Here is a 15,518-nt window from a genome sequence, read left to right on the forward strand (position 1 = left end):
ATGTTGGCGTAAGGCTTCAGCCTCTATTGATTGAGCCGCCGCTATCGCAGGCAAGCCAGCTCCCACCTTTTGAAAAGCATTCCAAATGTGGAAGCTGGCTTGCCTGCGATAGCGCGAGAAGCTTCAAAACAAAACGAGCAGACGAAAAAAAGCCCCGCATTCCGCGAGGCTCTTTTTTGATTCACCAGCGCATCAGCTACCTTTGACAGCCTTACCGTCAACGGTGCCGTCCTGCAGCATGATGTTGTATTCCTTACCGTCGGTTTCCACCTGACGCAGGGCAACCAGGATGCCGCCCTGGTCCTTGGCAAACCACATCTGGGTGATGCGCTTGCTCTGAGTCGGGTCACGCACGCGCTCTACCTTGATCGCGTCGATGGATCCCACCTTGGTCTGGACCTTTTCCGGGCCGATCACGCGGAAGTCGTAGGTGTCGACGTCAGTGCCTTCCACCACGTTGTAGCTCATGCTCTTCTTGCCGGCAGCCACATCGCGCTGCAGGGCCAACTGGTAGGTCGACTTGTCGAGCATGCTGCTTTGCAGGGGCACGTTGACTGGGTCTTTGTTCTCAAAACCGGTGACTTTCTTGGCGGTTTGATCGAAGTCCAGGTTGATCTTCTTTGCCTTGCCCAGACCGCCGCGTTCGAAGGTGTAGCTCTTCGGTTGCAGGGTGTCCTTGTCAAACAGGATCACACTGGTTTCGGTCAGGCTGGCGATCATCATCGAAGCCTTGAAGTTCAAGGTCCAGGTGCCGTCGCTGTTCTTGGTCAGGCTGCGTTCTGCCGAGCCACTCATGGGCAACTGTTTCCAGTCGGCGGTATAGCTGGCGGAGAATGGATGTAAATCTGCTGCTTGCACGGCAGGCAAGGCAAACAGAGCAAAAGCGAAGAGCAAGGCGCGACGCATAAAATCTCCTAGGTTCGAATCAAGTGGCCGCTGGCCGCGAGTAACTGACCGTCCAATAATGCACCCTGGTCACCAAGAATCAACCGTCCCTCGGCAAACCAGCGAACGGCCAGCGGGTAAATCCTGTGTTCCTGGGTATGAACCCGTTGCGCAAGTGTCTGCGCCGAGTCGTCAGACTCTACCGGAACCACTGCCTGTACGACCAGAGGCCCGCCATCGAGTTCCTCGGTGACAAAGTGCACGCTGCAGCCGTGCTCGCTGTCGCCGGCGTCGAGCGCACGCTGGTGCGTGTGCATGCCCTTGTATTTGGGCAGCAGGGACGGGTGGATATTGAGCAGGCGCCCTTCGTAATGCCGCACGAAATCAGCGCTGAGGATGCGCATGAAGCCGGCAAGTACCACGAGTTTGGGGTTGAAGGCGTCGATCAGTTCGATCAAGGCGCTGTCGAAGGCCTCGCGGCCTTCGAAAGCCTTGTGATCCAAGGCGCGGGTGTCGATACCCGCGTCCCTGGCGCGTTGCAGGCCGTAGGCGTCGCTGCGGTTGGAGATCACCGCAGCGATGCGCACCGGGCTGTCGCCGGTGCGCGTGCTGTCGATCAAGGCCTGCAAGTTACTGCCGGTGCCGGAAAGCAGCACCACGACATCACAGGTCTGAGGCATCAGTGAGCCTTGAGGTTCTTCAGTTCAACCTGGGCCGCGCCTTCAGGGGCGGTAGCGATCTGGCCGATGACCCAAGGCTGCTCGCCGGCTTCACGCAGTACATTCAGCGCGGTTTCAACGTGCTCTTGAGCCACGCAGATGACCATGCCCACGCCGCAGTTCAGTACGCGGTGCATTTCGGTTTCGTCGACGTTGCCTTTCTCTTGCAGCCAGTCGAATACCGCAGGACGCTGCCAGCTGGCCACGTCGACGATCGCCTGGGCGCCTTTTGGCAGGACGCGCGGGATGTTGTCCAGCAGGCCGCCGCCGGTGATGTGGGCCATGGCTTTGACCGCGCCAGTGTCCTTGATCAGCTTGAGCAAGGGCTTGACGTAGATGCGGGTCGGGGCCATCAGCAGGTCGGTGAGCGGCTTACCGTCGAGCTGAGTGTTCTCGATCTCGGCGCCGGACACTTCGATGATCTTGCGGATCAGCGAGTAACCGTTGGAGTGCGGACCGGAAGAGGGCAGGGCCAGCAGGGCGTCACCGGCGGCAACCTTGGAGCCGTCGATGATTTCGGCTTTTTCCACGACGCCGACGCAGAAGCCGGCCAGGTCGTAGTCTTCGCCTTCGTACATGCCTGGCATTTCAGCGGTTTCGCCGCCGACCAGGGAGCAACCCGACAGTTCGCAGCCGGCGCCGATGCCGGTAACCACTTGTGCAGCGGTGTCCACGTTCAGTTTGCCGGTGGCGTAGTAGTCCAGGAAGAACAAGGGTTCTGCGCCGCACACCACCAGGTCATTGACGCACATGGCAACCAGGTCGATGCCAATGGTGTCGTGCTTGTTCAGGTTCAGTGCCAGGCGCAGCTTGGTGCCCACGCCGTCGGTACCGGAAACCAGTACAGGCTGCTTGTAGCCGGCCGGGATTTCGCAGAGGGCGCCAAAACCGCCCAGGCCGCCCATGACTTCGGGGCGCGCAGTGCGCTTGGCGACGCTCTTGATGCGTTCGACCAATGCTTCACCGGCGTCGATGTCTACACCGGCGTCCTTGTAGCTCAGGGAGGGTTGCTTGCTCATGATCCAGGCCTTTAGGGGGGATTCAGGGGTAACGACCGAGCGGGCAGGCGCTTTTGGTAAAAGGCCCAGCCGTTGACGGTCTGCGAAGGCGCGCGATTTTATCAGGCTTGAGGGGCAGCGGCCATCCTCGGGCCGACGGGCAGGGCCATATAGGCAAAAAAGCCGGTTAAAAAAATGCTAATCGGCTCTGCTTTGGCGTGTATTAAGGTATAGCCTTTAACCCGCTATCGTTATGACAGTACAAAAACTGCCGAGTCCTCGTGAATGTTTTACCGGTCGCCATGGTCACAGCCTTGGCAAACCGGATCCACGCGGTCTGTTGCAGCCGCTAAATTTGTCGTTCGGGAATCTTCCATGCGTCTGTGTAAATTCTTCTTTGTAGGCTGCTTGTCGTTGCTCAGCCTGGCGAGTCATGCCGAAACCCTCAATGGCCTTTATCAAGTACTTGAACCCGTCAGCAGCCAGTCGCCCCAGGAGCGCGACCAGGCCACCCAGCGCGCCGTGCAGACCCTGGTGATCCGCCTGACCGGCGACGCCAAGGCCGCCGACGGCCCGGGCCTGGCGGCCGTTCGTAAAGATCCGCAACAAATCATCAGCCAGTACGGCTATGACGCCGGCCCGCCGGAAAGCCTGCAAGTGGATTTCGACCCGGTGAGCACCGATCGCGTCCTGCGTGAAGCGGGCTTGTCGATCTGGGGCAGCAATCGGCCGTCGATTCTAGGCTGGTGGCTGAACGACTCCACCGAAGGCAGCAGCCTGGTTGGCGATGGCCAGACCGTCGCCCAAGCGTTGCGCCGTGCTGCGCAACACCGTGGCTTGCCGTTGCGCCTGCCGCTGGGCGACCTGGATGAGCAGGTGGTCGCTACCGCGCCGAACCTGGAAAGTGCCGACGCTACGCCGCTGCGCACCGCCTCCGAGCGTTACGGCGCCGATGCCTTGCTGGCCGTGCATGCGCGCCAGGAAGGCAGTCAATGGCAAGCCAAATGGCGCTTGTGGCTGGGCGAGAAGAGCGAGCAGGGCACGGTTCAAGGGGCTGACACCGGCGCCGTGGCCGATGCGGTGATGCTGGCGGTGAGCCAGAAGCTCGCGCCGCGCTTCGCGGTCAAGCCCGGCGTGAGCACCGAACAGTTGCTGGAAGTACAGGGCATGACCCTGGAGCGTTATGCCGCACTGGGTCATCTGCTGGAGCCTTTTGGCGGTCAGCCGCAGTCAGTGGATGGCAATCGCATCGTGTACCGCGTCAACGGCAGTGCCGATCAGTTGCGCACCCAGTTGAGCCTGGCCAAGTTGCAGGAGATTCCTGCGGGTGAGGCGCCGGTCCAGCAATCGGCAGTGGATGGCGCGCAACCGGCAATGGCACCCGAGCCTCAGGCGCAATTGCGTTTTCGTTGGTAGCAGTTTCTTCTTTATATAGATGGAGTGGTTTATGGCGGATACGCGTCGTTGGGTGTGGCTTGGCGGGATTGTCCTGCTGTGCGTCTTTGTATTCTTGCTGCATTCGATCCTGACGCCGTTCCTGGTCGCGTTGCTGCTGGCCTATCTCTTCGATCCGGTGGTGGATCGTCTGGAGAAGGCCGGGCTGTCGCGTACCTGGGGCGTGGTGGCGGTGTTCGCGCTGTTTACCCTGATCATCACGGCGCTGGTGCTGGTACTGGTGCCGATGCTGGCCAAGCAGCTGTTCCGACTCTATGAGCTGGCGCCGCAGATGCTCGATTGGCTGCAGCACACGGCGATGCCATGGGCCCAGGCCAAGCTGGGATTGGCGGATGGCTTCTGGAAGTTCGACAAGGTCAAGGCCGCGATCAGCGAGCACATGGGGCAGACCACCGATATCGTCGGCGTTGTACTAAGCCAAGCCACTGCGTCCAGCCTGGCGCTGATCGGTTGGCTGACCAATCTGGTACTGATCCCGGTGGTCGCGTTCTACCTGCTGCGCGACTGGGACCTCATGATGGCCAAGATCCGCAGCCTGCTGCCGCGTGACCGTGAGGAACGCATCGTCTCCCTCGCCGAAGAGTGCCACGAGGTATTGGGCGCCTTCGTGCGTGGCCAATTGCTGGTGATGTTGGCCCTGGGGATCATCTATGCGGCTGGCTTGATGGCCATCGGCCTGGAATTGGGCCTGCTGATTGGCCTGATCGCCGGCCTGGCTGCGATCGTGCCCTATATGGGCTTCGTGATTGGTATCGGCGCGGCACTGGTGGCCGGGCTGTTCCAGTTTGGTGGTGACTTGTACCCAATGTTGGGCATCGTGGCCGTGTTCATGGTCGGCCAGGCTCTGGAAGGCATGGTCCTGACGCCGCTGCTGGTCGGCGATCGGATTGGCCTGCACCCGGTGGCAGTGATCTTTGCGATCCTGGCGGGCGGTGAGCTGTTTGGCTTTACGGGGATCTTGCTGGCGCTGCCGGTGGCGGCAGTGATCATGGTGCTGGTGCGCCATGTGCACGATTTGTACAAGGATTCGGATGTGTATACAGGGGTTGAAGACCCGGATCTGTAACTTTGTCATCACAAGAAAAAATCGGAATCCGCTAAGGATTCCGATTTTTTTATGCCTGTGGCTCTGAGCCCCGTCGTAGTTAAGAACGTCGCCGGACCGCAGTTTTCACGTTTTCAGCCAGGCGTTTCTCCACGCCACCAGGTGTTCTTCCTTGAGTATCCAGTTCTTGAGCACCGCGCTACGCAGCGCGTCTCCGGCTCGAGCGCTGGCGTCCCGTTCGGTAAGGTGCTCGCGAATGGCGGCAATCCAGTCTTTAGGCGTGTTTCTGACCCGGGTCACCGGCAACTCACCGCTGTAACAACGAATATCCGAGCAAATCACCGGGAAACCACAGGCGCCATATTCCAGTAACCGCAAATTGCTTTTGCAGGCATTGAAAAAGTTGTCTTCCAGCGGCGCCAAGGCCAGATCCAGGTTCAAACCGGCCAGCCGTGATGGGTACTTTTCGATTGTCACACCTTGGTGGAATTCGTGGACATAGGGGCGTAGTTCCGGTGGGCACATACCCATGAATACCCATTCCACATCCTGCGCCAGCTCGCGAACCACTTCGGCGATAACTCGCAGGTCGCCGCCGTGACTTGAACCACCGGCCCAGCCGACCCGTGGCTTGCGGCCTTGTTGGCGATGGCTGGTCAGATCGTTCCACCATGTGCCTGGCAGGCGGTTTTCCATCACGCGGATGTCTGCATTGAAGTGTTCCAGCGCATCGGCGAGCGGCTGGGTCGACACCACCAGCCGGTCGCAGAGGCCGATAGCTTGTTTCAGACGGTTTGCGGTGTCTTTGGGAAACAACTGGCGACTTGCGTTGCCGGTGGGGACATCAAGAATATAGTCATCCAGTTCATAGACCTTGAACGCCTTGGAGAATGCTTTGGTGTTCTCGATAATCTCCAACTGAGGTGTAGTGAATTGCCGCTGGAAAATGATCGTATCCGGCGCATGGCGCTCCACTTCTACAGGTTGTAGTAGCCAGTCGCTGACCGCGCCCTCGATCAGCCCCGCTGCCTTCAGGGCAGCAAAAGGTTGGCGCACGCGGTAGTGCCCACTGCCGAAAAAATCGCCGGGGTAGCAAAGGGCGTAAGGCAATTGATGGCTGGCGAACGGATGCCAGCCCGCGTCGCTACGGCATTCATAGGCAAATCCGCGGCCTTCCAGTGTCAGGTTGCGGTTATAGGCCGGGTCATTGGCGAGCTGCGGCAGCCAGCGCTGGTACATCACCGATTGCTCGCGTTTGAAGCGCTCGCGTTTGGCTTCCAGTCTGGTCGTGTCGACCTTGTTCTGACTGACGTTGGCTTCGTGCATCAGCAATGCATAAGGTGTCCAGACAATCAGTTGCCCGGCTTGGCCCACTTTCAGGCAGAGGTCTACGTCGTTGAATGAAACCCCCAGGCTCGTCTCGTCCATTCCACCCACCTGGTGGTACAGGTCGGCACGGATCATCAGGCAGGCAGCGGTGACCGCGCTGTAGTTCTGGTCAACTTGCAAGCGATGAAGGTAGCCGTTGGACTGTATGGGGTCGCCGACAAAGGGGTGGTCCGCTACGCCGTGCAAACCGAGCACCACGCCCCCGTGCTGAATAGTCCCGTCGAGTAACAACAACTTGGCGCCGACTATCCCCACTTCCGGCCGCTGGGCGTGATGGAGCATGGCGCCGAGCCAGTCGCCATCAATGACCGCAGTGTCGTTGTTGAGGAGCACCAGGTATTCGCCACGGGCTTGGCTGGCGGCGTAGTTATTGATGGCTGAATAGTTGAACGGATGCGGGTAGCGCAGTATGCGTACCTTGGCGTTATTCAACTGCTCCATGCCCGTGAACCACTCACGGGCCTGCGCCGTTTCACTATTGTTGTCGATGATGATCAGTTCGTAGTTCGTGTAGCGGGTTTTCTCCATCACGCTTTCGATGCAGCGCATCAACATCGGCAGTTGGTCCTTGGTCGGGATCACGATGGACACCAATGGTTGCCCGGCGTGTTGGTAAATTACGCGATTGACCATCGGCAAAGGCCCCGTACGCATTTCATGAGCCACGTCCAAACGTTGCAAGTGCGCTTGGACTATAGCTGCCGAGTGTGCAATGACCTGAGGCTCGCCGAGCCACTGGCCGAAGTTGATCTGCTGGTGCACGAGCACATCCGCGAGGTGTCCGACGGTGCCTAGCCCGTGGGTTTCTATCAGCCGAAAGAGCAGGTCATGGGGCGCGAGTTCGGCGAAGGCGGGGTCGAAGCCATTGAGATTCAACGCTGACTCGCGACTGAATGCCAAGGCTCGGCCAACATAGGGATAACTACGCAGCAGGTCCAGATTAAGGTCAGGCTTGAACACCGGGTCTTGGTAACCGGTAGCGGTCAGCGAATCTTCATCGGTGTAGCACATGCTGATGCCCGGGTTAAGGGCGATGCCCTCTGCAAGCAATAGCAACGCGTGGGGATCAAGTCGGTCGCCGCCCCGTAGCAGGTAGCACCAGTCGACCTGGATGGCCTGAAGCAGCTCATTGAGCTGGCTGGGCCAGGACTCCGCCAGCGGTAGCCAGACCAAGTTATCGGCCGGTGTCATCCCGGCCGGCTCGCTGTTTGACAGCACCACGATGGCCGCCGCCTTGTAGAGTTGGCGGTTGATGCTTTCCAGGCTGGCACGTAGCTGCGCAATATCACCGGTAGTATCGGTCAACACCACCAATACGTCGGTGTGCTGTGGCCAGCCAGCCAGCCGTGTTGGCAAGCCTTCGAAGTCCGCGGTAGACAGTTGTCGGGTATCCAGCCATCGCCGATACTGGTCGATATTGCGCTGGTGTTTGCCTGCATTCGCCAGCACGCCGAAGAAGCGCTCGATAGCGTGTGCCAGCGTGCCGGTAAGCTGACCGCGTTCAGTGTCGAAATCTTTGCCGGTGAGGTTCATCCGTTCCAAGGGGGCCAACGCTTCAATGCGTACAAAGAACATGGAGCCGGCAAAAAAATCCGCATCGTCGATTCGTTGTGAATCAATCCCGGCGCGTTCGGCCAGGGCCAGCAGGCGCTGACGGTCTTCTTCTTCAAGGTCCTGAGTGACTTGCGCCCGGTAAGGCTCTGTGCCGAGCAGTGGATGGTGCGATGGGGCGGCAAGATATTCTACCGACTGCCGGAATCGCACAGGGCTGAGCAAATCATCGAAAAGGTCATGTGCCCAGGAGCTCTCGGTGCCCATATGGGCCGAGCGTTTGGTGTGCAGCTTGACCAGCGTGGTGATGTTGTCGGCACGCAAGTTCGCAAGTACGTGGAGGAATGGCAGGGCATCCCTACCGTGATCGGGCACCCGATAGAGCGAGTATTTCAAACCGCTGACGGCGAGGTGGCTGTGTACGGTGTCTTCCAGGCCGGCTACGCACGTTACGTATAGATGCAGGCGTTCATGCAGCAGGACCAGGCGGCGCAAAATGTCTAGCAGCACACCTGGAAGATACACATGGATCACCACGCCAATGGGAGGCTCGCCGTCTTCGAGAACGGGCTGCTCGGCGACAAGTACTTCGCACTCGCCGACAAGCGGGGCGGCACTGTGCGAGGTAATGAGTGGCTGGAAATCGCAAGCCAGGTAGGCGCCCTGTACATGAAACAGCTCAAAGGCCTCAGGGGCTGACAAGGGGGCACGTCGCACCTGCGATGAAGGCTGCGGGTTGTAGAGCCCCAGTGCGTGGATCTGGCGGGTGAAATTGGCGAGGCCCTGATCGAACAGATCCTGCATATCTGGCTGGTTCTGGCGTTGCTCGGCATGCCGGCGAAAGAGTGACAGGGGCTCCTGTATGAAAGCGAGATGGCCGTGTTGCAGCAGGTTCACAAACATGGCCAAGTCGTTAATGGCACGAATAACGACGCCGCCCAAAGCGCAGATATGTGGCGCTTTGTCGATCAGTTGGGCGCGACGAAACATCACTGTGCTAGGTTCGCCAATGAAATTGACAGGCCAGTCGCACAGTAGCGAAATGAGGTCTGCACCCTGCAGGCAGGCGTCTTTGTCGAATACTTCACACGTCTGGAGGATGTCAGGCAGTGGCTCGTCTTCGGTTCCAATCAGTCGGCGCCGTGAAGTGACCAGCGAGATATCGTTACGTGCCTCAAGCACGGCGGCAAGGCGCTCGACGCAATTGGGCAGCAACAGATCGTCGTCATTGAGAAACTTGATGTATTCGCCCCGGGATTCTTCCAGGCAGCGACTGAGGTTGAGCTGGCCACCCAACTGCTGTTCGTTGTGCAGGTAGCGCACCGGCACTGCGGTCTGTGCAGCAAGACGCTCGGTGATCAGGCGGATGCCGTCGTCACGACAATCGTCTGTGATCACTATCTCCAGATTCGCGTAGCTCTGGTTCAGTGCGCTACTCAGCGCGGCCTCGAAGAACCGCGGGTTATAGGCAGGTATCGCAATGCTGACCAGCGGTAAGCGGCTGGTCGGGAGGGTATTGGTCATGCTCACACCAACTTGAACAGGGGGCGAAGGTAGAACTCGCTGAGGCCGCCTTCACGGCCGAGGCGATCACAGGTTTCAGCTTGAGCGAGGGCGCCGGGGCTATCGAACAGCTCGATTTTCCGTGTGTGCGGGTCCAATACCAACCCGATGTGTTCGATCTCCCAGCCGGTGCCTCTCAGTGCTGCATCGACGTAAGCGAGTTTTTCGGCCAGTACATTGCGACCCGCCACGGGTTGCGCGGTGTCGCCACCCCAATTGAAACCCATCTGGTAGAGGAGGCAGTCGGCTGACGGGCGAAGCGCCTTCAGAAAACCCTGGATATAACCTTGCAGGGCATGTTTGTCGGGCACAAGCGCGGCATCGAAATCGACTCCTGCATGATGTAATACGTTGAACAACAACAACGTATCGAAATGCCCCGGCATCGCCTGCGCGACTGCGTAGTCGAGGGCTTGCTGTACGACCTCGACGTTGTTCAAATCGAACTCGACGCTCAAGGCGCGAATAAAGTTGGCGCTGGTCTCGTCCAGCTCCCAGGCAACGCAGTGGCTGCTGGGGTAAGTATGAGCGAGGGTGGTGCTGAATAGTCCGGTATTGGCGCCGACATCCAGCAGCCGTTGGCCGCTGAAGTCGAAGTGCGCTTCCAGGTATTCCAGGCGGCCGTGGTCGGCACGCCAACGCGGGTTCACCGGTACGTCAAAGCCTAGTCGTTCTGTCACGAAAGCAGGCAGCGGTTGGTAACAGGCGTGTTTCCCGGAGTGCATATACAGCGCCAGTAGTTGTTCTTTGGTCATTGGCGTTTGCCTGAACGAAGGAATTCGAAGAAGAACAGCCTCAGGCTGTCAGTGGCGAACCAGATGTCATAGCGCGGCAGCCAACAGCAGGCCTTGAGCAGCCAGCTGCGAGCGCCGGCGAAAAAGCGCATGTCACTGCGTGGCTGTCCGACAAAGCCGCCGAGCCAGAGGTACTTGTCCCGTTGCCAGACGCCTAGAAAACGCTGTTGCGCGGCCATTTGCGGCGTCTGGTGCCGATCTTGCACCAACCAGCTGGCGCGGAAGCCATTTTCAAGCGCCAGTTGCATCGGCCCCCAAAGGCGTGGGTTTGCCTCGATGATGAAGTGTTGGCCGGCGCTTTCCATCACCTCAAACATGATGAAGCCGCAATAGTGATGCTGTTCAAGCAATGCCCGCAGGCGCTGGTCGGTATTTGTATCGGGGCAGCGCACCAGCTCGGCGGCAACCATCGATTTGCCTGCCGCCTGCTGGGCGATGTTGCGTTGATAGAGCGCGACGACACCCGCGTCGTTGCGGAAATAGAGATAGTAAAAACTTTGTCCGTCTATATAGCGTTGAATGAGGTAGCGTGCGGCATCGTAGTGGCGTGCATGTTCAGCATACTCGGCAGCACTACGCACCAGCAGCGGGTAAAGGCGCTGGCCATGGGGGCCGCTTTCGACCCTGGGCTTGAGCACAAAGGGCAACTGGCCTTCAGACAATTGCTCGATTTGCGCGGGTATTTTCAGGCCGACGACTTTTGCCGCCGCCAAGAGTTTTTCCTTATCGGAAAACAGATGGTAAATAGCCGGGCTGACAGATATACCCTGGATGCCTTCCAGGGATAACCAGTCTTGCATGCCCATCAGCAGACGGTTTATCGACTCGGCGCTCGGGGCGATGGTCAGCGGGCGTGTGGGGTGGCTGGCCTTGATGTCGAGCAGTAGGCGCTTGAATTCATTTTCATCAAGGGCATCCTGAGTGCGTTGTGCAAACAGGTAGCGGCGAAGGCGTGTGCGATATAGCGCATCTTGAGTGTTGCGTGTGATTAAGACGAAGTCGATGCGGTCGCGCTGAAGGGAGCGACAAAAAGCGCCGACCGCGCGCTCGTTGGCCCCGGTGAATATGATCACCAAAGGCTTTTCAGCGGGTGTCATCGTCATCGCGCAGCCAGTTGTTCAGCGAGCAATTCGGCCAGGCATTCTATGACTCTATCCACGCATTGATCGCTGAGTGAAAGATGAAACGGCAATCCCAGCAAACGCTCCGCTAATTGGTCAACCACTGGCAGCGGGCCAGCCGTATAGGCTTGGAAAGCGGGGTGGCCATGCAGCGGAGGGCAGTACCAGCGCCGGGTTTCGATGTCTTTGCCCAGCAGGCGCAACTGAATATCTACACCGCGTAACCCCGCGGGCAGCATTACGGGCATCAGGCTGTACACGCCATCGACGGGCTTGGACTGGAGTTTCAGTGCAGGGATTTTTTCATTTAGGCGTTCTACGTAGCGTTGATGCAAATTGCGTCGTGCTTCTGCGACAGTTGGCCAATTGTCCATCGCGGCCAGTGCGACGGCGGCGTGGTATTCGCTCATCTTGCCGTTCTCGCCGGCCTCGAAGACCAGGCCTCCACTCTGTGCATCGATGCCGAAGTTACTTAATGCTCGCATGCTTTGGGCGTAGGCGTGGTGGCGCGAAGCCACGAAACCACCTTCACCTCCCCCTAGGGATTTGGTGGCGTGCAGGCTGAAGGCGACTTTGGTCGTCAGTCCAATCTGCTGGTTACCCCAGGCGCCTGCGGCATCGACGACCACCGGAATTCCGGTTTCGGCACTAAAAAGATCCCAGCCAGCGACATCTTGAGCGCAACCGTACGTGGACACCGGCATCACTGCATCGAAGGGCACTTCGGCCAGCACTGCGCGTGCTATGGCGGGGGTCAGCAACCAATTGTCAGGATCGACGTCGCTGATAAGCGGCGTGAGTCCGGCCCGGATGATTGCGGTAGCCGTGGCAACGAACGTCAATCCGGGTACCAATACGCGGCCGCTCTTGCGAAGCTTCAGGGCTTCCAATGCAATTTGCAGCGCACACGTACCATTCGCCATAGACACAACATGGACTTGCGCGGGCTCGCGACTGAAAGAGCGCGATAGCCGGCCCTCTAGCTCATTGACCAGCGGGCCGAAGTTGGTGTACCAGCGGTTTTCATCGATTTGCTTCCAGTACGCAAGAATCTGCTCGACTTTGGGCATTTCCGGAACGAGCAGCTTGATGATGTTTTTCATGGTACGCACAACCGTCAATGAAATGTCGTTCTTGGCAATATGACGAGGCGAAGCAGGAAACATACCAATTTGGTAAAGGGTCGGCTTGGTGGGTTCGCGGTTCTGCGGCATCGAACAATTTGCATAAAACCAACAAGTTAACGCAAACCTTTGATTTTGCTTGGGGTCTGTTGCATTGTGCGCCCGGCGTCACGGGTATAAACTTTGCAAACTTTACACAGAGGCCACTAACGGTTCGTTTGGAGCCGTTCAGTCAGCATGAAACCGATTCAGCTGCCCTTGGGTGTGCGTCTGCGTGACGACGCCACCTTTATCAACTACTACCCAGGCGCCAATGCCGCTGCACTCGGCTATGTCGAGCGGCTCTGCGAAGCCGACGCCGGGTGGACCGAAAGCCTGATCTATTTGTGGGGCAAGCACGGCGTAGGGCGTACCCACCTGTTGCAGGCCGCGTGCCTGCGTTTCGAGCAAATGGGCGAGCCGGCGGTTTACCTGCCCCTGGCTGAGTTGATGGATCGCGGTATCGGCATTTTCGACCATCTTGAGCAGTACGAGCTGGTGTGCCTGGACGATCTGCAAGCGATCGCCGGCAAGGCGGAATGGGAAGAGGCGCTCTTTCACTTGTTCAACCGTTTGCGTGACAGTGGTCGGCGCCTGCTGATTGCCGCGTCTACCTCGCCACGGGAATTGCCGATCAAGCTGGCCGACCTCAAGTCGCGGATGACCTTGGCGCTGATCTTCCAGATGCGCCCGCTCTCCGACGAAGACAAATTGCGTGCCTTGCAACTGCGTGCTTCCCGTCGTGGCCTGCACCTCACCGATGAAGTGGGGCATTTTATTCTCACTCGCGGCACACGCAGCATGAGCGCATTGTTCGATTTGCTCGAACAGCTCGACCAGGCCTCCTTGCAGGCCCAGCGCAAGCTGACCATTCCCTTCTTGAAAGAAACCCTCGGCTGGTAGGCAGTCCTTTGTTCTTGCCGCGTTCGGCAAATTCCAGGCGCCAGAAAACCTGCGTTTGAGCCGATGTGGCCACGCAAAAGGCAGGTACGGGGTGTTAAGGGCTTAGATGTCATGGTCCAAACAAGAAGTCACATAGATCACGATTGAATTTGCAAATCGATGTGATAGAGGGCATAGTCTCGTCTTCTTTACATATCAGCCACGGTCGTGCCCATGCTAAATCGCTTCGCACCCCTCGTGCCCCTCGCACTCGTTACCCTGTTGTTTGGTTGCGCCTCCCACCCTCAACAGGTGGCAGAACAGCAAAAACCACAGGTTCAAAATCAGGCAAAATTCGTTGCTGAACAGTCTGCTTCTGTTTATGAAGAAGAGCTGGCAACTGAAAAAGAGCTGACCAACTTCTCCGGTAGTAAGCCTTACCAGCTTCCCGTTCTGGCCGACAGCATCCTCGAACGCGGCATGTCCCTGATCGGTACCCGTTACCGTTTCGGCGGCACTTCTGAAGCCGGCTTCGACTGCAGCGGTTTCATCGGCTATCTGTTTCGTGAAGAAGCGGGCATGAACCTGCCACGCTCCACCCGTGAAATGATCAACGTGGATGCACCGTTGGTCGCGCGCAACAACCTCAAGCCCGGTGATCTGCTTTTCTTCAGTACGGCAGGGCGTGGTCGTGTGAGTCATGCCGGTATCTACTTGGGCGACAACCAGTTTATCCACTCCAGCAGCCGTCGCAGTGGCGGTGTTCGAGTCGACAACCTGGGCGACAGCTACTGGAGCAAAACCTTCATCGAAGCCAAGCGCGCACTCGCCATGGCCCCGACGACAGTTACCGCTAGCAAGTAAACTTAAAGTGATACTTGAAGTTTGACGTGTAAGCGCTAGAATCCCTGGACATTGTTGTAATCCGTTCGCGCGAGCTTTGCTTGCGCGTTCTGGTTTTCAGCGTTCGGCAGCGAAAGCCGCATCCAGACCAGGATTGTTCTGCCCATGTCGACCTCGGCCCGCCTGATCCTCATTCTTTGCGCCGCGCTGCTCAGCGCCTGCGCAAGTCGTCCACCGCCGCCTGCTCCTGTAGCGGTGAAGCCCAAGCCGGTGTTCAACTATTCCAGCCAGAATTTCTCGCCTGCGGCCGAAGACGTCCTCTTCCGTGCCCTAGGCCTGGTCGGCACGCCTTATCGGTGGGGCGGCAACACACCGGACTCCGGGTTTGATTGCAGTGGCCTGATCGGTTTTGTCTTCCGCGACGCTGCCGGCATCTCCCTGCCGCGTACCACTCGCGAATTGATCGTGATGCGTGCGCAAGATGTCAGCGAGCAGAATCTGCAGACGGGCGACCTGTTGTTCTTTGCCACGGGCGGCGGTTCACAGGTCAGCCACGCCGGGATCTACGTCGGTGAAGGCCGTTTTGTGCATGCACCGCAAACCGGTGGTACGGTGAAGTTGGACACCTTGTCCAAGGCGTATTGGCAGAATGCCTACCTGAGCGCCAAGCGCGTGTTGCCAGGCAATCTGGCGCGTAATCCTTAGAAAGCAGCGGCAGGTTTCACGCGTGAAGCTGCAAGCGGTGCGATGCCTGCTTGCGGCGATCAGCTTGAAGCTTGCAGCTCGCCCCTCAAACTACTACCCTTCGCCGCTTGTTCCAGGTGCTCTGTGACCCATGGGTCGACGGAGTGAAACAGGGAAGCCGGTGAGTGAGCGCACTTGTACACAGTGACGCCGCGATCCCGGCGCTGCCCCCGCAACGGTAAATGAGTCAAGACGCTGCCTTTTGCCACTGTATCGCTCGCGATATGGGAAGGCGCAGCGTCGGTACGCGCTTCTATAAGACGCGCGCCACTCATGAGCCCGGAGACCGGCCTGCAACATCCAACAGCATCACGGTGGGCGATGCTTGGCTGTCTGTTTTTTCTTTTTCCTGCCCGCCGTTTTTGT

Annotated in this window: 12 protein-coding genes and 1 riboswitch; of the genes, 5 read left to right on the forward strand and 7 right to left on the reverse strand. The window is 58.6% G+C overall.

Features of this window, described 5'->3' with window-relative positions; all coding sequences use genetic code 11:
* Positions 1 to 192 precede the first annotated feature (192 nt).
* Genes BMZ57_RS01400 through purM form a run of 3 tightly spaced genes read right to left on the reverse strand, consistent with a single transcriptional unit; the run spans position 193 to position 2,623 of the window.
* Entirely contained in the window at positions 193 to 906 is a 714-nt protein-coding gene (locus tag BMZ57_RS01400; protein ID WP_010208658.1) for a DUF3108 domain-containing protein, read from the reverse strand.
* Between the two features lie 8 nt (positions 907 to 914).
* On the reverse strand, positions 915 to 1,565 hold the full coding sequence (gene purN, locus BMZ57_RS01405) for a phosphoribosylglycinamide formyltransferase (RefSeq protein WP_042571878.1): 651 nt from the start codon (positions 1,563 to 1,565) through the stop codon (positions 915 to 917).
* Complete coding sequence (purM, locus tag BMZ57_RS01410; RefSeq protein ID WP_010208661.1) at positions 1,565 to 2,623, reverse strand: phosphoribosylformylglycinamidine cyclo-ligase; 1,059 nt, start codon at positions 2,621 to 2,623, stop codon at positions 1,565 to 1,567. The genes purN and purM overlap by 1 nt, the downstream gene beginning before the upstream one ends.
* Before the next feature lie 354 nt (positions 2,624 to 2,977).
* On the opposite strand from purM, the gene BMZ57_RS01415 reads away from it, so the two are divergent.
* Together BMZ57_RS01415 and BMZ57_RS01420 are read left to right on the forward strand one after the other, a co-directional pair.
* Positions 2,978 to 4,018 (forward strand): DUF2066 domain-containing protein, encoded by a 1,041-nt coding sequence (locus BMZ57_RS01415; protein WP_045791771.1) that lies wholly within the window; start codon positions 2,978 to 2,980, stop codon positions 4,016 to 4,018.
* Positions 4,019 to 4,049: 31 nt separating this feature from the next.
* Positions 4,050 to 5,123 carry an AI-2E family transporter gene (locus tag BMZ57_RS01420; protein WP_010208663.1) on the forward strand — a complete coding sequence of 358 codons (1,074 nt, stop codon included), beginning with the start codon at positions 4,050 to 4,052 and terminating at the stop codon, positions 5,121 to 5,123.
* Between the two features lie 105 nt (positions 5,124 to 5,228).
* On the opposite strand, the gene BMZ57_RS01425 is transcribed toward BMZ57_RS01420, so the two are convergent.
* From BMZ57_RS01425 to BMZ57_RS01440, 4 genes are read right to left on the reverse strand one after another with little or no spacing between them, the layout of a single operon-like run.
* A complete protein-coding gene (locus BMZ57_RS01425) occupies positions 5,229 to 9,566 on the reverse strand; it encodes a glycosyltransferase (RefSeq protein ID WP_074900381.1) in 4,338 nt (1,445 codons plus the stop codon).
* A 2-nt stretch (positions 9,567 to 9,568) separates the two neighbouring features.
* Positions 9,569 to 10,360 (reverse strand): class I SAM-dependent methyltransferase, encoded by a 792-nt coding sequence (locus BMZ57_RS01430; RefSeq protein WP_010208665.1) that lies wholly within the window; start codon positions 10,358 to 10,360, stop codon positions 9,569 to 9,571.
* The gene (locus BMZ57_RS01435; RefSeq protein WP_010208667.1) at positions 10,357 to 11,502 is read right to left on the reverse strand and encodes an ATP-grasp domain-containing protein; all 1,146 of its coding nucleotides are present in this window, start codon (positions 11,500 to 11,502) and stop codon (positions 10,357 to 10,359) included. The genes BMZ57_RS01430 and BMZ57_RS01435 overlap by 4 nt, the downstream gene beginning before the upstream one ends.
* The gene (locus BMZ57_RS01440) at positions 11,499 to 12,734 is read right to left on the reverse strand and encodes a DegT/DnrJ/EryC1/StrS family aminotransferase (RefSeq protein WP_010208668.1); all 1,236 of its coding nucleotides are present in this window, start codon (positions 12,732 to 12,734) and stop codon (positions 11,499 to 11,501) included. The genes BMZ57_RS01435 and BMZ57_RS01440 overlap by 4 nt, the downstream gene beginning before the upstream one ends.
* A 147-nt stretch (positions 12,735 to 12,881) precedes the next feature.
* Here BMZ57_RS01440 and hda point away from each other — a divergent pair, with 147 nt between their 5' ends.
* The 3 genes from hda (at position 12,882) to BMZ57_RS01455 (ending at position 15,113) form a co-directional block, all read left to right on the forward strand.
* Positions 12,882 to 13,586, forward strand: a complete 705-nt coding sequence (gene hda, locus BMZ57_RS01445) for a DnaA regulatory inactivator Hda (RefSeq protein ID WP_010208669.1) — start codon at positions 12,882 to 12,884, stop codon at positions 13,584 to 13,586.
* A 213-nt stretch (positions 13,587 to 13,799) separates the two neighbouring features.
* Complete coding sequence (locus BMZ57_RS01450; protein WP_069673215.1) at positions 13,800 to 14,429, forward strand: C40 family peptidase; 630 nt, start codon at positions 13,800 to 13,802, stop codon at positions 14,427 to 14,429.
* Between the two features lie 144 nt (positions 14,430 to 14,573).
* Positions 14,574 to 15,113: a C40 family peptidase gene (locus tag BMZ57_RS01455; RefSeq protein ID WP_010208673.1), complete on the forward strand. Its 540-nt coding sequence runs from the start codon at positions 14,574 to 14,576 to the stop codon at positions 15,111 to 15,113.
* Positions 15,114 to 15,210: 97 nt separating this feature from the next.
* A riboswitch (cobalamin riboswitch) is annotated at positions 15,211 to 15,461 on the forward strand.
* The last annotated feature ends 57 nt before the right edge of the window (positions 15,462 to 15,518 follow it).

Source organism: Pseudomonas simiae, from assembly GCF_900111895.1.
Lineage (GTDB): Bacteria > Pseudomonadota > Gammaproteobacteria > Pseudomonadales > Pseudomonadaceae > Aquipseudomonas > Aquipseudomonas simiae.